This window comes from Promicromonospora sp. NPDC059942 (assembly GCF_042731755.1).
In the GTDB taxonomy this organism is placed as follows: domain Bacteria; phylum Actinomycetota; class Actinomycetes; order Actinomycetales; family Cellulomonadaceae; genus Promicromonospora.
In genome coordinates this window covers 22,467-42,827 of record NZ_JBHWLR010000020.1, presented here as the reverse complement: position 1 = coordinate 42,827, position 20,361 = coordinate 22,467, and the positions used below count along the sequence as shown (strand labels likewise).

Below are 20,361 nucleotides of genomic sequence, written 5' to 3'. Positions count from 1 at the left end.
GAGCAAATGACCGAGGCCTACATCGTCGCCACCGCGCGCTCGCCCATCGGACGCGCGCACAAGGGGTCGCTGAAGGACGTGCGCCCCGACGACCTCGCCGCCGAGATGGTGCGCGCCGCCGTCGGGCAGGTGCCGGGCCTGGACCCGGCGCGCATCGACGACCTGCTGCTGGGCTGCGGCCTGCCCGGCGGCAAGCAGGGCATGAACCTGGCGCGGATCGTCGCAGTGCTGTGCGGCTGGGACATGGTGCCCGGCGCGACCGTCACGCGCTACTGCAGCTCCAGCCTGCAGACCACGCGCATGGCGTTCCACGCGATCAAGGCGGGCGAGGGCGACGTGTTCGTCTCCGCGGGCGTGGAGTCCGTCAGCTCGTTCGCCACCGGGTCGAGCGACTACATCCCGGGCGTGGACCTGCACAACCCCGTCTTCGCCGACGCCCTGGCCCGCACCGAGAAGCGCGCCGGGGCCGGCGCCGGCCTGTGGACCGACCCGCGGCTGGAGGGCGTGCTGCCCGACGCCTACATCTCCATGGGCCAGACGGCGGAGAACGTCGCCGCCCTGCGCGGCGTCACGCGCGCCGAGCAGGACGAGTTCGCCGCCCGCAGCCAGCAGCGGGCGGAGGCCGCCGTCGCGGCCGGGTTCTGGGCCCGGGACATCACGCCTGTCACCCTCCCCGACGGCACGGTCGTCTCCGCCGACGACGGCCCGCGGCCGGGCACCACCGTGGAGAAGCTCGCCACGCTGGAGCCGGTGTTCCGCCCCGACGGCAGCGTCACCGCGGGCAACGCCTGCCCTCTGAACGACGGCGCGGCCGCGGTCGTCGTCGTGTCCGGCCGCGTGGTCGACGAGCTCGGCCTGACGCCGCTGGCCCGCATCGTGTCCACCGGGGTCAGCGGGCTGTCGCCGGAGATCATGGGGCTCGGCCCCGTCGACGCCAGCCGGCAGGCGCTGCGCCGCGCCGGGCTCACGGTCGACGACATGGACCTCGTGGAGATCAACGAGGCGTTCGCCGCGCAGGTGATCCCGTCGGCGCGCGAGCTCGGCGTCGAGCCGGAGCGGCTGAACGTCAACGGCGGCGCCATCGCCGTCGGGCACCCGTTCGGGATGACCGGGGCGCGCATCACCTCCACCCTGATCAACGCGCTCGCGGACACCGGCGGCCAGTACGGTCTGGAGACGATGTGCGTGGGCGGCGGCCAGGGCATGGCGATGGTGCTGGAGAAGCTCTGATGCTGATCACCGGTGCCGTGCTGGAGCGCTGCGGCGCGCCGGCGCCCTATGCGGAGTCGCGGCCGGTCACCGTCGGGCCACTGGAGCTCGACCCGCCCGGCGAGCGCGAGGTGCTGGTGCGCATCGAGGCCGCGGGGCTGTGCCACTCCGACCTGTCGGTCGTGGACGGCAACCGCGCCCGGCCGGTGCCGATGCTGCTCGGCCACGAGGCCGCCGGGATCGTGGAGGCGACCGGCCCGGGTGCGCGCCTCGCCGTCGGGCAGCGGGTGGTCATGACGTTCCTGCCGCGCTGCGGGCAGTGCGCGCAGTGCGCCACCGACGGGCGCCTGCCGTGCGCGGTCGGGTCGGCGGCCAACGCGGCCGGCACGCTCGTGGGCGGCGGACGGCGGCTGTCGCGGACTGTTCCCGGGGCCGACGGCGGGGCCGGCGGCGTCCAGGAGGTGCACCACCACCTCGGGGTGAGCGCGTTCGCCAGCCACGCCGTGGTGTCCGAGACCTCCGTGGTGCCCGTCGACGACGACGTCCCGCCCGACGTCGCCGCCCTGCTCGGCTGCGCGGTGCTGACCGGCGGCGGCGCCGTCGTCAACGCCGGCCGGCCCGCGCCGGGCGACCGGGTGGCCGTCGTGGGGCTCGGCGGCGTGGGCATGGCGGCGCTCCTGGTGGCCGTCGCGCTCGGGCACGAGGTCGTGGGCGTCGACGCCGTGCCCGCCAAGCTCGACCTGGCGCGCGAGCTCGGCGCGACCGTCGCGATCGGGCCGCAGGAGGCCGCCGACCAGTCGCTGCGCGCCCCCGTGGTGATCGAGGCGGCGGGCTCGGCCCGCGCGTTCGAGACCGCTTACGCCCTCACCGCCCCGGGCGGCACCACCGTCACGGTCGGCCTGCCGCACCCCGACGCGCGGGCGAGCATCTCGCCCCTGAGCCTGACCGCCGAGGCGCGCACCGTCGTCGGCTCCTACCTCGGCTCGGCCGTGCCGAGCCGCGACATCCCGCGGTACGTCGAGCTGTGGCGGGCCGGGCGGCTGCCCCTGGAGCGGCTGGTGTCCGACCGCATCACCCTGGACGACCTGCCCGCCGCGCTCGACCGCCTCGCGTCCGGCGCGGCGCTGCGGCAGCTCGTGATGTCCTGACCCCGAGAAGTTCACGCAACGAGAGGAAACCCCTGATGACTCGTACAGCCATCGTCACCGGAGCGGCCCGCGGCATCGGCGCCGCCACGGCCCGCCGGCTCGCGCAGGACGGCTTCGCCGTCGCCGTCCTGGACCTCCTGGAGGACCAGGCGAAGACCACCGCGGAGGCCATCGTGGCCGACGGCGGGCGCGCGCTCGCCGTCGGCGTCGACGTCGCCGACGAGGACTCGGTCGCCGCCGCCGTCGCCCGCGTCACCGCCGAGCTGGGCGCGCCCACCGTGCTGGTGAACAACGCCGGGATCCTGCGCGACAACCTGCTGTTCAAGATGTCGGTGGGCGACTGGGACGCCGTGCTGGGCGTGCACCTGCGGGGCGCGTTCCTGATGACGCGGGCCGTGCAGGCGCACATGGTGGAGGCGAAGTACGGCCGCGTCGTGAACCTGTCGTCGACGTCGGCGCTCGGCAACCGCGGCCAGGCCAACTACTCGGCGGCCAAGGCGGGCATGCAGGGCTTCACCAAGACCCTGGCGATCGAGCTCGGCAAGTTCGGCGTCACCGCGAACGCCGTGGCGCCCGGCGTGATCGAGACCGACATGATCCGGGAGACCGCCGAGCGCATCGGGGTGTCCCTGTCCGACTACCTGAGCGTGGCCGCCAAGGACGTGCCCGTGGGGCGCGTGGGTCAGCCCGAGGACATCGCGAACGCCGTGTCGTTCTTCTGCGCGGAGCAGTCCGGGTTCGTCTCGGGCCAGGTGCTGTACGTGGCGGGCGGCCCCAAGGCATGAGTGCCGGCGTGGACAGCGTGATCGCCGTCGACTCGCCGGCTGACCTCGCCGACGCCGTGGGCCGGACCGCCACGGGCGAGTGGTTCGAGGTCACGCAGGAGCGGATCGCCGCCTTCGCCGACGCGACCGAGGACCACCAGTGGATCCACCTCGACGCCGAGCGGGCGGCCGCCGGGCCGTTCGGCTCCACGATCGCGCACGGCTACCTCACGCTGTCGCTGCTGCCGCGCCTGGCGTCGTCGCTCGTGCAGGTGGGCGGCGTCGCCATGGTGATGAACTACGGCATGGACCGGCTGCGGTTCCTCAGCCCGGTGCCCTCGGGCGCGCGTGTGCGGGCCGTCACCGAGATCCTCTCGGCCGAGCCGACGACGGCCGGCGTGCGGCTGGCCTCGAAGGTCACCGTCGAGATCGAGGGGGCCGAGAAGCCGGCCCTCGTGGCGCACACGCTGTCGCTCTACGTCCTGGAGACCTGAGGGCGCCGCGGATCTGAGGGCGCGCCGCGCGCTCCGAGAACGACGTGAGGTACCGATCCTGACCGGGGTCGGTACCTCACGTCGTTCGACGACCTGGCCTCGAAGTGGATCCTGAAGCGAGGTCCCGGAGGAAGGTGTGCTGGGGGAGATGTGGCCGGGTGGGCCGCATTCCGTTCACCCTGGCCCCGCAGAATTCGGCCCAGCCGGACTGTCCGGCAGGGCCGGCATACCCGGGGCGCGGCCGAACGGAGTTCAGCCCGACCGGCACCCACCGAATCAGTGGTGTCCGACCCAGAGGGCGCCCGTGACTGCCGTCAGCGGCACCGCAGTGTTGCGGAACAGATGGTTTGACAGCGCGCGCCAGGAGCGATGTACTGGTGTTCTATCGAACACGTGTTCGTAAGTGCTCCACCACCGGTCTCCGCCGGCAGGCACCATCGCTGGAGGGACATGACCGTCGTAACCATCTCCTCGAAGGCCGACACCGCCGCCGACGCAGTCCCTGCCGGCGACGGCAGCAAGCACGCGCAGGCGCTCGCGGCGCTGCGGTCGGCCGAGGCGCGCACCGGCGTCCGCCGGCAGGCCACGGCCGCGCGGGCGGCGCAGCCCGTCCAGACCGTCCGCGCCGAGCAGCCCGTCGAGGCGCACCGGGTGCAGGTCCGGGCGCTGCGGGGCGGGCTCCTGACCGATCCGTTGCCGGCGTCCGCGTCCGTGGAGAACCACCGGTCTGCGGCGGGCGCCGCGCCGTCGTCGGGCGGCCGGGTGGGGCACCCGGGCGAGGACACGCGCGTGCTGCCCGTGCACCCGCACCTGGCCGCCCTCCTGCCGGACGGCGGCCTGCGGGCCGGGACCACCGTGGTGGTCCGGGGCTCGACGTCGCTGCTGCTCACCCTGCTCGCCGAGGCGTCCCGGGACGGGGCCTGGACGGTGCTGGTCGGGTACCCGGCCGCCGGGCTGGCCGCCGCGGCCGACGCCGGGTGCGACCTGGCGCGCACCCTGGTGGTCCCGCTGCCGGCCGGGTCGGGGGTGGACGCGCCCGCCGTGCTCGCCGCGCTGATCGACGGCATGGACGTGGTGGTGGTCGGGCCGGAGGTGGCCCTGCTGGACCAGGACCGCCGCCGCCTGACGGCGCGCGCCCGCGACCGAGGCACCGTCCTGCTCCCCACGGCCCCGTTGAGTGCTGGGTATTCGTCGCTCGAACGGCCCTCGACGGGGCGAATGTCCAGCACTCAACGGGACGTGGGCGGCTGGGCCGGGGCACACGTGGTGCTCGAGGCCACCGGCGGGGCCTGGTCGGGGGTCGACGGCGGGGTGGGCTGGCTGCGGCGCCGGACCCTGCGGGTACGCCGCACCGGGCGGGGGAGCGCGGCGCGGCCGGTGCACCTGGACGTCGAGGTGCCGGTGTGCCGGGCGGCCGTGACAGAACCCCTCGGCGCCTGGGGCCCGGGCACCGTGCGGGACGAGGTCGTGCGGGACGAGGTCGTGCGGGACACGGACGCCGAGGGCCGGCCGTCGCTGGAGCTGGTGGGATGAGCGAGCGCACCGCCACCGCGACGGCCGTGACCCGCACCGCGTGCCTCTGGGTGCCCGACTGGCCGGTCGTCGCCGCCCTGGTCGTGGCCGGCCTCGGCCCCGAGGTGCCCGCCGCCGTCACGGGCGGTCCCGGCGGGCGGATCGTCGCGGTGTCCGCCCCCGCGCGCAGCGCCGGGGTGCGCCGCGGCATGCGGCGTCGCGAGGCCCAGGGGCGCTGCCCCGACCTGCAGCTCTGGACCGCCGACGACGCCCGCGACGCCCGCGAGTTCGAGCCTGTCGCCGTGGCCGCCGAGACCGTGGTCTCCGGGCTGGAGATCGCCCGCCCGGGACTGCTCCTGCTGCCGTCCGGCGGCGCGGCCCGCTACCACGGCTCCGAGCACGACCTGGCGCGCGAGCTGACCGAGCAGGTCGCCGTCCGCACCGGCCACGAGTGCCAGGTCGGGGTCGCGGACGGCTACCTGGCCGCCGTCCTCGCGGCCCGGGACGACGCCGTCGTGCCGCCGGGGGACTCCCGCGACTACCTCGCGCCCCGCCCCGCCGCCGTCCTCGTGCACGCCCGGCCCGCCGACCGGGCGCTGACCGAGCTGGTCGACCTGTGGCGCCGCCTCGGCGTTCGGACGCTCGCGGACCTGGCCGCCCTGCCCGACGCCGCCGTCGCCGCCCGGTTCGGCGACCTCGGCGTGTGGGCGCAGCGCCTCGCCCGCGGGCAGGACGTGCGCCCGCCCGCCCGGCGCCGGCTGGTGGAGGACCTGACCGTCACCGAGGAGCTGGACCCGCCGGCGCACCGGGTCGACGTCGCGACCTTCGCCGCCCGCCGCCTCGCCGAGCGTCTGCACGACGACCTGCACCGGCGCGGCCTGGCGTGCGGCCGGCTGCGGATCACGGCCCGCGCCGTCGACCCGGTCACGGGCGAGGCCCGCACCCTGGAACGGCTGTGGCGCACCGACGACACCCTCGGCGGGCTGTCGGCCGCCCGCATCACCGACCGCGTGCGCTGGCAGCTCGAGGGCTGGCTCACGGCGTCGTCCCTCGGGCAGGGCGAGCAGCCCGCCCCGATCGCGGGCCTGAGCCTGGCCGCCGAGGAGGTCACCCCCGCCGGGGCCCTGCAGCCGCGCCTGTGGGGGCCCGGCGCGGGCGAGGACCTGCGCGCCCGCCGCGCCGTCGAGCGCGTGCAGGCTCTGCTCGGCGGCGACGCCGTGCTCACCGTGCGGCTCCAGGGCGGGCGCGACCCCCGCGACCGCGTGCAGCTCGTCCCCTACGGCGAGCAGGTCCCGCCCGAGCGCGACCCCGACCGGCCCTGGCCCGGCGCCCTGCCGCCGCCGGCGCCGTCGGTCGTGCTGCCCGAGCCCGTCCCCGCGCGGGTGCTCGACGCCGCCGGCCGGCCCGTCGTCGTCGACGTGCGGCTGGCGGTCAGCGGCGAGCCGGCCCGCGTGGTGGTGCCGGAGGAGACGGCGGGCGGCGGCTCGGGCGGTGCCGCCGGCGGTGCGTCCGGTGCGTCCGGGGGGTCCGGCAGCGTGCCGGGCAGTCGGGCGTCGGGCGACGTCGCCTCCGGCAGGGCGGACGACGGCGGCGCGTGGGCCGGTCTCGACGCCGCCGTCGTCGACTGGGCGGGGCCCTGGCCGGTCGCCGAACGGTGGTGGACGTCGCGGGGCAAGCGCCGGGTGTTCCTCCAGGTGGTGGTCGACGGCCCCGGCCGGTCCGGGGAGCTCACGCTCGGCCTGCTGCTGTCGTCGGCGGCGGGGACGTGGTCCCTGGAGGCTCTGTATGACTAGGACCGGGACGGTGGACGTGCCGTACGCCGAGCTGCACGCGCACTCCGCGTTCAGCTTTCTCGACGGCGCCTCGCACCCCGAGGAGCTCGCCGCCGAGGGCGCGCGCCTCGGGCTGAAGACGCTCGCGATCACCGACCACGACGGGCTGTACGGCGTGGTGCGGTTCTCGCAGGCGGCGAAGAAGGTCGGGCTCAAGACGGCGTTCGGGGCGGAGCTGCACCTGCCGGCCCTCGTCGGCGTGGGGGCCGCGCCCGTGCTCGACCCGCCGACCGGGGTCCCCGACCCGCGCGCGACGCACCTGCTCGTGCTGGCGCGCGGGCCGCAGGGGTACCGCAATCTGTCGAGCGCGATCGGCACCGCGCACCTCGACGCGGGCGTCAAGGGCGCCGCGAACTACACGCTGGAAGGCCTGGGCGAGGCGGCGAGAGGCGAGTGGCTGGTCCTGACGGGCTGCCGCAAGGGCCCGCTCCGCCAGGCCCTCACGCCCTCGTTGAGTGCTGGCTATCTGCGCCCTCAAAACGATTCGACGCCGCAGATGGCCAGCACTCAACGAGGGGGGAATCGGGTTGATCGGTTGGAGCGGGGGCGGCGGGAGCTGGCGCGGTTGGTGGATGCGTTCGGGCGGGACAACGTGGCCGTCGAGATCAGCGCCACCGGGGACCCGCGCGACGCCGACCTGCACGACGCGCTCGCCCTCCTGGCGCAGGAGGCGCGGCTGCCGCTGGTCGCCACCACCGCCGCGCACTACGCCCGCCCCCGGGACGCCGACCTCGCCGGGGCGCTCGCGGCGGTCCGGGCCCGGTCGAGCCTGGACGACCTGGACGGCTGGCTGCCCGGCGCGCCCACCGCGCACCTGCGCAGCGGCGCGGAGATGGCGCGCCTGCACCGCAGGCACCCCCAGGCCGTGCCGACGGCGGCCGCGCTGGGCGCCGAGTGCGAGTTCGACCTGAAGCTCATCGCGCCGAGGCTGCCGCCCTACCCCGTCCCGGAGGGGCACGACGAGAAGTCCTGGCTGCGCGAGCTCGCCTACCAGGGCGCGACCCGGCGCTACGGCCCCCGGGAGGGCAACCGGAAGGCCTGGAAGCAGATCGACCACGAGCTGAGGGTCATCACCGACCTGGAGTTTCCCGGGTACTTCCTCGTGGTCTACGACCTGGTGGAGTTCTGCCGGCGCAACGGCATCCTCGCGCAGGGGCGGGGCAGCGCCGCGAACTCGGCGGTCTGCTTCGCCCTGGGGATCACCGCCGTGGACGCGGTGAAGCACGGGCTGCTGTTCGAGCGGTTCCTCGCGCCGGAGCGGGACGGCCCGCCGGACATCGACGTCGACATCGAGTCGGTACGGCGCGAGGAGGTGATCCAGTACGTCTACGAGAAGTTCGGGCGCACGCACGCGGCGCAGGTCGCCAACGTCATCTCCTACCGGCCGCGCTCCGCGGTGCGCGACGCCGCCCGCGCGCTCGGCTACGACCTCGGCCAGCAGGACGCCTGGTCCAAGAGCATCGAGCGCTGGGGCTCGCTCAAACCGAGGGTGCCCACCCCGCCGTCGGCCGGCGTACCAGGCGGCGTACCAGGCGGCGTGCCGGGCGGCGTGCCCGACGGCGCCCCCGGCGCCGGACCCGCCCCGCAGAACCGGACCGCCGCCAAGGACGCCCGCATGACAGCGCTGTGGGGGCCGGGGGAGAACGGCACCTTTGTCGACGTGCTCGCCCAGGAGGCGCGCGCCGCGGGCGAGCCCCGGGAGCGCGCCGACGACACCCACGACGTCGTGCCGTTCCGCACGCCGCCGTCGGCCGCGCAGGAGGGGGAGATCCCCGACGACGTCCTCGACCTCGCCGACCGCATGCTCCGCCTGCCCCGCCACCTGGGCATCCACTCCGGCGGCATGGTCATGTGCGACCGCCCGGTGATCGAGGTGGTCCCCGTCGAGTGGGCGCGCATGGAGGGGCGCACCGTGCTGCAGTGGGACAAGGAGGACTGCGCCGACGCCGAGCTGGTCAAGTTCGACCTGCTGGGCCTGGGCATGCTGACCGCCATCCGGTACGCCTTCGAGTCCGTCGAGGAGCACACCGGGAAACGTCTTGAGCTGCACGACCCGCCGCAGGACGACCCGCTCGTGTACGACCTCCTGTGCGCCGCCGACACCGTGGGCGTGTTCCAGGTGGAGTCGCGCGCCCAGATGGCGACCCTCCCGCGGCTGCGGCCGCGCGACTTCTACAGCATCGTCGTGGAGGTCGCGCTCATCCGGCCCGGCCCCATCCAGGGCGGCTCCGTGCACCCGTACATCGAGCGGGCCCGCGGGCGCGAGAAGGTCGAGTACCTGCACCCGCTGCTCAAGAACTCCCTGGGCCGCACCCTGGGCGTGCCGCTGTTCCAGGAACAGCTCATGCAGATGGCGATCGACGTCGCCGGGTTCACGCCCAAGGAGTCCGACGAGCTGCGTCGCGCCATGGGGTCCAAGCGGTCCCAGGAACGCATGGAGGCACTGCGCGAACGGCTCTACGCCGGGATGACCGCGAGCAAGATCCCGCCCGGGGTGCAGGAGCAGATCTTCGAGAAGCTCAGGGCCTTCGCCGACTTCGGCTTCCCCGAGTCGCACGCCTACTCCTTCGCGCACCTCGTGTACGTGAGCTCGTGGCTCAAGGTGCACCACCCGGCCGCGTTCTACGCGGGGCTGCTCGCGGCCCAGCCCATGGGGTTCTACTCCCCGCAGTCCCTGGTCGCCGACGCGCGTCGGCACGGGGTGCGCGTGCTGCGGCCCTCCGTCGCGGCGTCCCGGGTGCTCTCCTCGGTCGAGCGGGTGCCTCCGCCCGGCGAAGCGACGCCTTCGCCCGACGAGCCCGCCGAGACCCCGGCCGCGTCCGTCGCCCACCTCGTCCGGGCCGACCCGGCGCTCGCGGTCCGCATGGGGCTGGAGTCCGTGCGGGGCATCGGGAAGGACAAGGCGGAGGAGATCGTGGCGGCCCGCGACGCCGCGGGCCCGGCGGGGTTCGTGTCGCTGCGGGACCTCGTGCGGCGGGTCGAGCTGTCGACGGCGCAGCTCGAGGCGCTCGCGACGGGCGGGGCGCTGGAGCCGCTCGGCGTCGACCGGCGGGAGGGCCTGTGGGCCGCGGGCGCGCTGGGCCAGGAGGGGCCGACGACGCTGCCCGGCGTCAGCGTCGGCGTCGACGCCCCGGTGCTGCCGGGGATGAGCGAGGTCGAGCTGGCGCAGGCCGACGCGTGGACGACCGGCGTCACGCCCGACTCGTACCCGACGCAGCACGTCCGGCCGGGGCTGGAGGCGGCGGGCGTGCTCACGGTCGCCCAGGCGATGGTGACCGAGCCGGGACGCCGGGTCGCCGTTGGCGGGGTGGTGACGCACCGGCAGCGGCCGGGTACCGCCGGGGGCGTGACGTTCCTGTCCCTGGAGGACGAGACGGGGCTGCTGAACGTGATCTGCACCGTCGGGCTGTGGCAACGGTTCCGCCGGGTCGCGCGGTCGGCGCAGGCGATGGTGATCCGCGGACGGATCGAGGCCGCCGACGGCGCTGTCAACCTCCTGGCCGAACACCTCGCCCCGCTGACGCTGGCGGTCCCGGGGCGGTCGCGGGACTTCCGGTAGGGCGGCGTCAGCCCAGGTAGAGCAGGCCGGTGCTCGTCGCCCACAGCGCCGCCGAACCCGCGCCGACGAGCACCGCGGAGATCACGTAGAACCAGATCTTCATGCGGTGCCCGGCGATGCGCAGCAGCACGGCCAGGCCGAACGCGGCGACCGCGAGGGCGGGGGCGGCGAGGAACGGGTCGCCCCCCTGGGCGTCCTGGGTGACCAGCACGTACACGGCGCTGACCAGCAGCAGCCGCGGGACCCAGCGCAGCAGGGCGCCGAGCAGCCGGACCGGCCACGGCCTCCGGCGCGGCGCGGCGGCGGCGGGCGCCGGCGTGCGCGGCTGCTTGCCCGGCCGCGCACCCTGCTGCCTGCCCGGCTGCGCGGCCTGCGGTCCGCCTGGTTGCACGGCCTGTTGTCCGCCCGGCTGCATGCTCTGCGGGCGCACGGCGGTCCGCTGTGCGGCGGCGGGGCGGACGGGCTGCCTGGCCGGCTGGGCGACGGGCTGCGCGCCCTGCTGCCTCGTCGGCTGCGCGACGGGCGCCCGGCCCGGCTGCACGGCCGGCATCGGCCGGGTGGTGCGCAGGGACGGGCTGGGCGCGGCCTGCCGCGGGGCGGGGCCGAGGTGCTTCACCGGGCTCTTGCGCGGCTGGTACGACTGCGGCGGCGGAACCTGGCTGCGCACCACCTGGGTCGCCGTGGCCGACGGCGGCGCCGTGGCGGCGGACCCCGCCGCGGCCGACCCGACCGGGGTCACGGACCGCGGCCGGCTGGTGACGGGTGCCCGCTTGCTCGCCGGCGCGGGCTCGGGGCTGCGGAACGCGCGCCAGCCGCGGAGCGTGTCCGCGTGCCCCTCCGGGGGAGTGGCGGCCCGCCAGCGCATCGCCAGCCAGATCCAGTCCTTGATCTCGGCCGGGGTGCGGCCGCCCGCGACCTCCGCGCCGATCTCCGCGATGTGGTCGGCCACGACCTGCTCCGCGGCACCGTCGAAACCGTCCGCGTGCACCTCGGTCAGCACGCTCATCAGCGCCCGGTCGTAGACCAGGGCGTGCCAGGGCTCCGGGACCCGGGTGGGCGTGACCTCGTCCGCCCGGTCGAGGTCACGCTGGAACATCTTGGTGTGACCCCGGCCGGGCAGGATGTCCGTCGAGGGCAGCGCGGCGACCTCGGCGGCGGTCACGCCGTCGCTGACGAGCTGCGAGGTGAGCAGGAGCGTCGGGTCGGGCGTCGCGCTCGCGATCCGGGCGCGCACCACGCTCGCGATGTTCTCCAGCGGCGGCCGGTGGTTCGGCTGGTACCGCGTCATGGCCAGCACCAGGGACTGCAGGTGCCGGTCGATGGCCGGGCGCTCGGGCAGGGGGTCGTCGTCCGGCACGACGCCGGCCGGCTCCTCCTCCACGAGGTCGGCGGGCGTCAGGTCCCGGCCCAGGAAGTTCAGGTCCAGCGGCAGCGCGCCCGTGCTCGCGTACACGAGGAGCAGCCCGAGGCTGTACACGTCGGACCGCGGGTGCACCCGGCGTCCGAACAGCTCGGGCGCCATGTAGGCCATGGTCCCGGCCGGCTGCGTGGAGGTCGCGGCGTCGAACACCTTGGCGATGCCCAGGTCGATGAGCACGGCGCGGTCGCCGTCGACCATGATGTTCGCCGGCTTGAGGTCGCGGTGCAGGCAGCGCTCCTCCTGCAGCACGCGCAGCGCGTCGACGATCTGCCGGGCCAGGTGCAGCGCCTCCGGGCCGGACAGCGGCCCCTCCTCGCGCACCCGGTCGCGCAGCGTGGTGCCGGGCACGAGCTCCATCGCGAACCAGGGCTGCGTCGCGTCCAGTCCGGCCTCGACGAACCGCGGGAAGCCCCGGCCGTCCAGCCGTTCCAGCAGGTGCGCCTCCTGCGCGAAGCGCTCGCGGGCGTCGTCGTGCAGGCCGGTCAGGACCTTGAGGGCCACCTCGGTGCCGTCGTCGGCCTGCGCCTGGTACACGTGCGCGAAACCGCCGTGGCCCAGCGCCTCGGCGAGCGTGAACCGGCCCAGGCGCTCCCCGCTGGCGGGGATGCGCCGCACCGGCCGCATGGGCAGGGCGGCGGCGCGGGGGGCGGGGGCGGGTGCTGGGGGTTGGACGGCCTCCGCGGGTGGGGCGGGCGGGAGCTCCGGGGTGGGTTCCGGGTCCGGGGCGGACGCCGCGGCGGACTCCGGTTCCGGCAGGGGCGCCGGCTCGGCGTCGGCCGTGGTCGGCGGTGCCGGGACGGGCCCGGGCTCCGCGGCGGATCCGGCCTTGGCGGGGTCTGCCTCAGCCTCGGCTTCAACGGACTCAGGGGCGTCGTCCGGCTCGGCGACAGTGTTGGTCTCGGCGGGCTCAGGAACATCGGTCGGCTCCGCGACCGGCTGCTCCGCGTCCGCCGGCTGCTCCGCGAGCGGCGGCTCAGGGACCGGACCGGGCTCCGCGGGCTCAGGGTCGCGTCCCGAGGACAGCCCAGGTTCCGCGGTCGGCTCAGGATCGTCCGCGGGCTCGTCGACGTCGTCCGCGGGCTCACCCGCGCCGTCGTCCGCGGGCTCGGCGCCGTCGTCCGCGCTCGGCGGCGCGGGTACGGGCGCGAGCTCCCTGGTCGGATCCTCGTCCGGCGGGGCGGGGACCGGCGCGAGCTCCGGGGTCGGCGGGGGGCCTGCTGCGGGCTCGGGCTCCGTTGACGGGACCGGACCGGGGCCGACGGCCGCTGGCGCGACCTCGCCGACGCCGGGTGCTGGTGACGTCATGCCGGAAAACCTACCAGCGGACCCCCGCTGATCGGAGGAAAGTCCACGCCGGGTCTTTAACCCGTTGACCACAGCAGTTGCTGCCGGAGCAGGCCTGATCCGGCAGCAACTGCTGTGCTCGACCTAGACACCCTGGGTGCGGTACCAGCTGATCTTTTCCCGCAGGCGGTCCTGCTGGGTGCGCAGGGCGTCGATCGACTCCTGCACCCGCCGGTCGTGCTCCTCCAGCAGCGCGACGCGCGCGGCCAGGGTCGCCTCGTCGAGCGACAGCTCGGCGTAGCGCTTGACGTCGGCGATCGGCATGCCGGTGTCGCGGAGGCAGTGCACCAGGTCGAGCCAGCCCAGGTCGTCCTGGGTGTAGGTGCGGTGCCCGCCCGACGTCCGCGCGATGGGCCGCAGGATGCCCTCGCGCTCGTAGTAGCGCAGCGTGTCGATGCTGAAACCGGAGACCTCGGCGGCCTGCGCGGGCGAATACGTGATCATGTGCTCATCCTGCCCTTGACCTGGAGTGCGCTCCAGGGTTTTCGCTGCTCTCATGACCACGACCCGGAGCACCACCCAGCACGCCACCATCCACGACACCCCGCCCGCCGCACGTCTGGTGCTCGGCGCGATGATGTTCGGCACCGCCGTCGACGAGGCCACGTCGTTCGCCCTGCTCGACCAGTTCGTCGACGCCGGCGGCCGCTGGATCGACACCGCCGACTGCTACGCCTTCTGGGCGAGCGAGTCCGGCTACGGCGGGCAGAGCGAGGAGGTGCTCGGCCGCTGGCTCGCCGCGCGCCCCGGCGTGCGCGACCGCGTGCTGCTCTCCACCAAGTTCGGGGCCGAGCCGCGCGACGCCGCCGACTGGCCCGCCTCCCGCACCGGCCTCTCCGCCGCCGCGGTCCGCGAGCAGCTCACCCGCAGCCTGCGCCGGCTCGGCACCGACCACGTCGACCTGGCCTGGGCCCACATGGAGGACCGTTCCGTCCCGGTCGAGGAGACGGCCGAGGCCTGCGCGGCCCTCGTGTCCGACGGCGTCGTGGCGCGGATCGGCACCTCGAACCACCCCGCGTGGCGGATCGAGCGGGCCCGGCGCCACGCCGTCGGGCGGGGCGAGGAACCGTTCAGCCTGGTGCAGCACGCCTACAGCTACCTCCAGCCGCGCCCGGGCACGCTCACCGGGAACCACCGGTTCGGCTGGCTCGACGACGAGCTGGTCGACCTGGCCGCCGTCGAGCACCTGGACGTCTGGGCCTACACGCCGTTGCTGTCGGGCGCGTACGACAACCCGGCCAAGCCGATCCCGGAGGTCTTCGACCACCCGGGCACCACGCGGCGCCTCGCCGTGCTCGACGAGGTCGCGGCCGAGCTCGACGCGTCCCGCGGCCAGGTGGTGCTCGCCTGGCTGGCGGCCCGCGGCATCCACCCGATGCTGGGCGGCAGCAAGCCCACCCAGCTGACCACGGCGGTAGCGGCCCTCACGCTGCCGCTCACCGAGACCCAGGTGACCCGCCTGAGCGAGGTGGACGTCACCCCGCCCACCTCCTGACCCTGCACCGCACCGCTGAGTGCTGGCTATCTGCGCTCTCGGAACGTTCCGAGAGCGCAAATGGCCAGCACTCAACGAAAGGGGTCAGGTCAGGTCGATCGTGAGTGGCTCGAACTTGGTCGCCGGCGGGTAGCTGCCGCCCCAGAGCTTCGCGCCGTCCTCCGTGAGCTCGACCTGCTGCCAGGTGAGGCGCGCGCCGTCGTCCGACCGCTCGGGGGCGCCCGCCAGGCGGAACGCGACCGTGCGCACGTCCGCGTCGCGGTCCCGGATGGACATGGTCCAGTCGGGACCGCCGTCGCCCGGGGCGACGACCTCGATGTCCGCGACCTCGCCGACGAACGAGCCGAAGTGCCCGATGAACACCACGGAACCCGTGAATCCGAACGACGTGCCCTCGGCGGACGGGTCGGGCGTGCGTCCCGGGTCGAGCGGAAAGTGGAACGAGGCGCCGCTGCCGCCCACGGCGTCGTCCTGCACGATGCGGCCGCCAGGCGCCCCCATCACGTACATCAGCAGGCTTGCCTTGATCTCCCAGTCCAGATGAGCCACCCGAGAACGGTACTCCCACCTGGGGATTCGCCGTGCTTCGTTCGGCGCGTCGCGCAGGTCCGGTCTCCGGGTCGCCGTGCGTTCACGGGAGCGTCGCCCGGCCGACGACGGCGGGCCTTGCCCCGGCAACCGGACCCGTCCAGGCTCGGGCACATGAAGACCCTCCTGCGCCGCAGCACCGCGGCTCTCGCCGTGACCCTCGTGGGCGTGCTGGCCCTGGGCGCCGCACCGGCGTCGGCCCTGTCCGCCGACGCGGACGACGCCGCCGCACGCGCGGCCGCGCACCACGACCGCACCTTCGACCTGCAGGCCCACCGCGGCGGCATCGCGCTGACCGTCGAGAACACGCTCCCGGCGTTCGACAACGCCCTCGCGCTCGGCGTGAGCACGCTCGAGCTGGACGTGCAGATCACGCAGGACGGGTACGCCGTCGTGACCCACGACCGCGACCCCAGCCCGGCCAAGTGCGTCGACACCGAGCCGGCGTTCCCGGGCGACCCCGAGTTCCCCTACGTGCCGAACAAGACGTACATCAAGGACCTCACGCTCGCGCAGGTCCGCACCCTGGACTGCGGGTCCCTGCGCCAGCCGCAGTTCCCCGGTCAGGAGCTGCACCCGGGCGAGCGGATGCCGCTGCTGTCGGAGGTCCTGGCGCTGGTCAACCGGCACCGGGCGCACCAGGTCAAGCTCAACATCGAGACCAAGGTCGAGGCGGGCGCCCCCGAGCAGACGGCGCCGCGCGAGCAGTTCGTGCAGGTCGTCGCCCGCGAGGTGCGCAAGGCGCGGCTCGTCGACCAGGTGACGATCCAGAGCTTCGACTGGGGTTCGCTCATGCGGATGAGCCAGGTCGAGCCGCGCTTCGGCCTCGTGGCGCTGACCAACGGCCAGCAGTTCCTCCAGGTCGGCGTCGAGGGCGCGTCGCCGTGGCTCGGCGGCCTGGACATCGACGACTTCCCGGGCTCGATCCAGCAGAAGTTCGTCGCGGCCGCCGCCTCCTTCGGCGCCGACGCCGTCTCGCCCGTGCACGGCGACCCGCAGGGCGGCAGCGTGTCCGACCCGGGGTACGTCGCGTTCACCACGCCCGAGCTCGTCCGCGCCGCGCACCGCGCCGGCATGGACGTGATCCCGTGGACCGTCGACGACCGCGCCACGATCGAGTCCCTGATGGACATCGGCGTCGACGGCCTCATCACCGACCGGCCGGACCTGCTGCGCACGATCATGGCGGAGCGCCACCTCAAGCTCCCGAAGCGCTACTGACCGGCGCAACCCAGTGATCGGGCCCAGAACTCTGGTGAGTTCTGGGCCCGATCACTGGGTGGACCAACACCAACGGGTGAGGCCGGGTCAGCCCGCGGCTGTGTCGGCCTCGCCGGTTCCGGCGCGAGGCGCGGCCCGACGGCGTTCGCGGCGTCCGCGGGCCAGCTCCGTCGCCAGGGCGTCGAGCGGCTGGGCGAACGTGTCCTCGAAGCGGGCGAGCCAGGCCCGGGCGGCGGCGGTCCCGGCGTCGTCCACGGAGTAGAGGCGGCGCGTGCCCTCGGCGCGCACCCGCACGAGGCCGGCCTCGCGGAGCACCTTCAGGTGCTGCGAGACCGCCGGCTGCGTGATGCGCACCCGCACCTGGAGCGCGCTGACCAGGGCGCCCGCGGGCTGCTCGCCCGCGACGAGCAGCTCCAGCAGCCGACGTCGGACGGGGTCGCCGAGCGCCTCGAACACCCCGGCCCGGGCCGCGTCGAGCCCGCCGTCCTGCCCGCGCCCGCCCGCGGCGTCGTCCTCGTGCGGTTCGCGCCCGCCTGCGGCGCCGTCCTCCGCCTCGCCGCCGGGGAGCCGGGCGGCGGCGGGCACTCAGGCCTCCGGCTGCGTGGTGTAGAAGGCGATGGTGCGCGCGCCGGCGGCCCGCGCGGAGTCGGTGTCGTCCCCGCCCGCGATCGCGGCGTCGGCCCAGCCCGTGCTCGCCAGCCGCACGAACTCGACACCCACGGGGGAGAGGGTCCATGCCTCGAACTCGCTGGCGTCGTTGGTGGAGCCCGTGGCCAGGTGCAGGCCGAGCCCCAGGAGGGCGAGGTCCCAGCCGACGCCGACGGCGCCGGGGCCGTACCGCTTCCAGAAGTCGGGGTCGACCACGGCCTCGTGCACCAGCTCGAGCGTGGTGCCGCCGTCGGCGGGGCGCAGCGAGACGGTGACCCACGAGACCTGGCCGCCGAACTCCCAGGTGATGTCGAAGCTCTCGGGGGCGTCGCAGCGCTCGACCTGCCCGCCCGCCTGGCCCTCGAACTGATAGCGGCCGCCCACCGAGAGCTCGCCGCTGACCGGCAGGAACCAGCGGGGGAGGCGCTCGGCGGACGTGAGGGCGTTCCAGAGGTCGTCGCGGTCGGCGTCGTAGGTGCGGCGGGCGACCGCGATCTTGGTCGGGGTGCCGTCCCGGCTGCCGTCGCGGACCTCGCGTGTCATGAGCCCGGCAGTGGCGACCGGGTCGATGGTGCTGGTGCTGGTCATGATCTCTCCTTGTATAAGCGGTCACTTATTTATCCCATACGCGGGACAGGTGCGCAAGGTGGCCGGTTGCGCGCGGTGGTCGGAACCCGCAGAAAAAGTGTGCCAAGCGCGTGGCGCCGCGGGTGTCGGTGAGGCGGGGTAGGTTCCGAACATGGCCCAGAGCCCGACGGTCCGCATCGTGGTGGTGCCCGCCACGGCCGACCGGTTCGACGACGTCGCACGCGTCCTCAACCCGAGTGGGCGCGAGCAGGCGTGCTGGTGCATGCACTGGCGCGCGCCGGCCAAGGAGGACGTCACCACGCGCGGCGCCCGGCTGCGCGCCCTGACCGAGGAGGAGCCCGCGCCGGGGATGCTCGCCTACCTCGCGGGCGTGGGTGAAGGCGCCGGCGTGGGTGAAGGTGACGGCGAGGTCGCCGGCTGGCTCGGCTTCTCGGTGCGGTCGGCGGCCCGGTCGCTGCAGCGGTCGCGCGTGCTGCCGGTGGGGGAGCCGGGGACCTGGGCCACCACCTGGGTGTTCATGTGCGTGACGGTGCGCGCGGCCTTTCGCCGGCAGGGGGTCGCGCAGGCGCTGCTCGACGCCGGTGTCGACTACGCCGCGGCGCACGGCGCGACGGCGCTGGACGCCTTCCCCGTGGAGCCCGAGGACGGGCGGCGGGTCCCGGTGAGTGCGGCGTTCGTCGGCACCGTCGCGATGTTCGAGCGAGCGGGTTTCGACCGGCTGGGGCCGACGGCCGCCACGAGCGGGCGGCTGACGCGCTGGCACATGCGGCGGGAGATCGCGGCCTGAGGCCGCGCGCCGTCCGGCACCCCGCCGTCCTGCACCGCGCCGTCCTGCACCGCGCCGTGCCGCACCCTGCCGCCGCGGGACCTACTCCTCGACCGGCACGACCACGCACAGCTCGAACGTGTCCCGGCCCCGCCGCACGAGGTAGCGCGCCCGGTCCGACGCGGCCTCCGAGGCGTTCTCGTCCTTGAAGCTCCAGCGCACGTCGACCCACAGCAGCGCGTCGCCCACCTGCTCGACCGCCTTGATCTCCGGCACAGCGGCGACGAGCCCCTGTTCCCGGCGCGAGGCGAGCATGCCGCCGAGGCTGGTGCGCGCCCCCTCGGCGTCGGGCACCACGACGGACCGGTCCGCCTCGACGATCACCGACGGGTAGGCGAGGCTGTCGGCCAGGGTGTCCAGGTCGCCCGCCCCGAGCGCGACGCCGTAACCGACGAGGAACGCGAGCAGGTCGTCGCGGTCGTACGGGGTGCTGGTCATGCCCACACGCTAGACGGACGCCGCCCGCCCCACCACCTCGTTGAGTGCGGGCTATTTGTTGCTCCGAACCGGTTGGGGCAACAAATAGCCAGCACTCAACGAGGGGTTAGCGGGTGGCGTGGGACAGGGCCTGGGACAGGTCCGCCCAGAGGTCCTCGACGTCCTCCAGGCCCACCGACAGGCGGACCAGGTCCGGCGAGATGCCCGCCTCCTTGCGGGACACCTCGTCCATGATCCGGTGGGTCAGTGACGCCGGGTGCTGGATCAGGCTGTCCACGCTGCCGAGGCTCACGGCCGGGGTGATCAGCCGCACGGCGGAGACCAACGCCACCGGGTCGGCGGAGGTCTCGAACGACACCATCGCCCCGCCGATGCTCGGGTAGTGCACCCGGGTCACCCGCGGGTGCTCCCCGAGCCGGCTGGCCAGCTCGGCGGCCGTGGCCGAGGCCCCGCGCACGCGCACCGGCAGCGTCGCCAGGCCGCGGAGCAGCTCGTACCCCGCCATGGGGTGCAGCATGGCCCCGGTGACGAACCGGACCTGGCGCAGCGACCGGGCCATGTCCTCGCCGCAGGCCACCACACCGCCCATGACGTCGCCGTGCCCGCCCAGGTACTTCGTGGCGCTGTGCAGCACCATCGTGGCGCCCTGCTCCAGCGGCCGCTGGAGCACCGGCGTCGCGAACGTGCTGTCCACGAGCACGGGCACCGGCGCGCACGCGTCGGTCAGGGCACGCAGGTCCACCTCGTCGAGCGTGGGGTTGGCCGGGCTCTCCACGACGACAAGCCCGGTCCGGGCCGTGATGGCCGACGCCGCGTCCTCGGGCGTCGCCCACGTCACCGAGGTGCCGAGCAGCCCGGAGTCGAGCAGGTGGTCGGTGGTTCCGTACAGCGGCCGGACGCCGACGACGTGCGGCCGCCCCGCCGCGACCTGGGTCAGCAGGCACGCCGACAGCGCGGCCATGCCGCTTGCGAACGCGACGGCGGCCTCCGCCCCCTCGAGCTCGGCCAGGGCGTTCTCGAAGCGGCGCACCGTCGGGTTGGCGACGCGACCGTAGACGGGCGGGCCGCCGTCGTCGTGCCCCTCGGCGAACTCGTCCAGGCGCGCGGCCTCGCCGACGACGTCGTACGACGGGTAGGTGGTGGACAGGTCGATCGGCGGGGCATGGAGCCCGAGCGCGGCGAGGTCGTCCTTGCCGGCGTGGACGGCGCGCGTGGTCCAGGAATGCATGCTCATGGGTGACTATCGGCATTCGGGCTGTCCGACGGCGCCGCGGC

At 75.0% G+C, this 20,361-nt stretch carries 17 protein-coding genes; 10 read left to right on the top strand and 7 right to left on the bottom strand.

What is annotated here, in order from left to right; genetic code table 11:
- Positions 1-6: 6 nt before the first annotated feature.
- From ACFV9Q_RS24600 to ACFV9Q_RS24570, 7 genes are all read left to right on the top strand, one after another.
- Entirely contained in the window at positions 7-1,230 is a 1,224-nt protein-coding gene (locus ACFV9Q_RS24600) for an acetyl-CoA C-acetyltransferase (RefSeq protein ID WP_377236588.1), read from the top strand.
- Positions 1,230-2,357 carry a zinc-binding dehydrogenase gene (locus tag ACFV9Q_RS24595; protein WP_377236587.1) on the top strand — a complete coding sequence of 376 codons (1,128 nt, stop codon included), beginning with the start codon at positions 1,230-1,232 and terminating at the stop codon, positions 2,355-2,357. The genes ACFV9Q_RS24600 and ACFV9Q_RS24595 overlap by 1 nt, the downstream gene beginning before the upstream one ends.
- A gap of 35 nt (positions 2,358-2,392) precedes the next feature.
- Positions 2,393-3,142: a 3-oxoacyl-ACP reductase FabG gene (fabG, locus tag ACFV9Q_RS24590; protein ID WP_377232234.1), complete on the top strand. Its 750-nt coding sequence runs from the start codon at positions 2,393-2,395 to the stop codon at positions 3,140-3,142.
- Complete coding sequence (locus ACFV9Q_RS24585; protein ID WP_377236586.1) at positions 3,139-3,615, top strand: MaoC family dehydratase; 477 nt, start codon at positions 3,139-3,141, stop codon at positions 3,613-3,615. The genes fabG and ACFV9Q_RS24585 overlap by 4 nt, the downstream gene beginning before the upstream one ends.
- A gap of 450 nt (positions 3,616-4,065) precedes the next feature.
- On the top strand, positions 4,066-5,148 hold the full coding sequence (locus ACFV9Q_RS24580; RefSeq protein ID WP_377236585.1) for a hypothetical protein: 1,083 nt from the start codon (positions 4,066-4,068) through the stop codon (positions 5,146-5,148).
- Positions 5,145-6,920, top strand: coding sequence for a DNA polymerase Y family protein (locus tag ACFV9Q_RS24575; protein ID WP_377236584.1), 1,776 nt, complete (start codon positions 5,145-5,147; stop codon positions 6,918-6,920). The genes ACFV9Q_RS24580 and ACFV9Q_RS24575 overlap by 4 nt, the downstream gene beginning before the upstream one ends.
- A complete protein-coding gene (locus tag ACFV9Q_RS24570; RefSeq protein WP_377236583.1) occupies positions 6,913-10,518 on the top strand; it encodes an error-prone DNA polymerase in 3,606 nt (1,201 codons plus the stop codon). The genes ACFV9Q_RS24575 and ACFV9Q_RS24570 overlap by 8 nt, the downstream gene beginning before the upstream one ends.
- A 7-nt stretch (positions 10,519-10,525) precedes the next feature.
- Here ACFV9Q_RS24570 and ACFV9Q_RS24565 read toward each other — a convergent pair whose 3' ends face one another.
- Together ACFV9Q_RS24565 and ACFV9Q_RS24560 are read right to left on the bottom strand one after the other, a co-directional pair.
- The gene (locus ACFV9Q_RS24565) at positions 10,526-13,243 is read right to left on the bottom strand and encodes a protein kinase (protein WP_377236582.1); all 2,718 of its coding nucleotides are present in this window, start codon (positions 13,241-13,243) and stop codon (positions 10,526-10,528) included.
- A 123-nt stretch (positions 13,244-13,366) separates the two neighbouring features.
- Positions 13,367-13,726, bottom strand: a complete 360-nt coding sequence (locus tag ACFV9Q_RS24560; protein WP_377236581.1) for a MerR family transcriptional regulator — start codon at positions 13,724-13,726, stop codon at positions 13,367-13,369.
- Positions 13,727-13,778: 52 nt separating this feature from the next.
- Between ACFV9Q_RS24560 and ACFV9Q_RS24555 the strand changes: the two genes are divergently transcribed.
- Positions 13,779-14,777, top strand: coding sequence for an aldo/keto reductase (locus ACFV9Q_RS24555; protein ID WP_377236580.1), 999 nt, complete (start codon positions 13,779-13,781; stop codon positions 14,775-14,777).
- An 84-nt stretch (positions 14,778-14,861) separates the two neighbouring features.
- Here the strand turns inward: ACFV9Q_RS24555 and ACFV9Q_RS24550 are convergent, their stop codons facing one another.
- Positions 14,862-15,326: an HtaA domain-containing protein gene (locus tag ACFV9Q_RS24550; protein WP_377236579.1), complete on the bottom strand. Its 465-nt coding sequence runs from the start codon at positions 15,324-15,326 to the stop codon at positions 14,862-14,864.
- A gap of 153 nt (positions 15,327-15,479) precedes the next feature.
- Here ACFV9Q_RS24550 and ACFV9Q_RS24545 point away from each other — a divergent pair, with 153 nt between their 5' ends.
- Positions 15,480-16,586: a glycerophosphodiester phosphodiesterase family protein gene (locus ACFV9Q_RS24545; protein WP_377236578.1), complete on the top strand. Its 1,107-nt coding sequence runs from the start codon at positions 15,480-15,482 to the stop codon at positions 16,584-16,586.
- A gap of 87 nt (positions 16,587-16,673) precedes the next feature.
- Here the strand turns inward: ACFV9Q_RS24545 and ACFV9Q_RS24540 are convergent, their stop codons facing one another.
- Together ACFV9Q_RS24540 and ACFV9Q_RS24535 are read right to left on the bottom strand one after the other, a co-directional pair.
- Positions 16,674-17,171, bottom strand: coding sequence for an ArsR/SmtB family transcription factor (locus tag ACFV9Q_RS24540; RefSeq protein ID WP_377236577.1), 498 nt, complete (start codon positions 17,169-17,171; stop codon positions 16,674-16,676).
- The gene (locus ACFV9Q_RS24535; protein ID WP_377236576.1) at positions 17,172-17,822 is read right to left on the bottom strand and encodes an SRPBCC family protein; all 651 of its coding nucleotides are present in this window, start codon (positions 17,820-17,822) and stop codon (positions 17,172-17,174) included. It lies immediately after the preceding gene.
- Positions 17,823-17,973: 151 nt separating this feature from the next.
- On the opposite strand from ACFV9Q_RS24535, the gene ACFV9Q_RS24530 reads away from it, so the two are divergent.
- Positions 17,974-18,609, top strand: coding sequence for a GNAT family N-acetyltransferase (locus ACFV9Q_RS24530; protein ID WP_377236575.1), 636 nt, complete (start codon positions 17,974-17,976; stop codon positions 18,607-18,609).
- Positions 18,610-18,690: 81 nt separating this feature from the next.
- Here ACFV9Q_RS24530 and ACFV9Q_RS24525 read toward each other — a convergent pair whose 3' ends face one another.
- A complete protein-coding gene (locus tag ACFV9Q_RS24525; RefSeq protein ID WP_377236574.1) occupies positions 18,691-19,086 on the bottom strand; it encodes a hypothetical protein in 396 nt (131 codons plus the stop codon).
- A gap of 106 nt (positions 19,087-19,192) precedes the next feature.
- Positions 19,193-20,320, bottom strand: a complete 1,128-nt coding sequence (locus ACFV9Q_RS24520) for a trans-sulfuration enzyme family protein (protein ID WP_377236573.1) — start codon at positions 20,318-20,320, stop codon at positions 19,193-19,195.
- Positions 20,321-20,361: the final 41 nt, after the last annotated feature.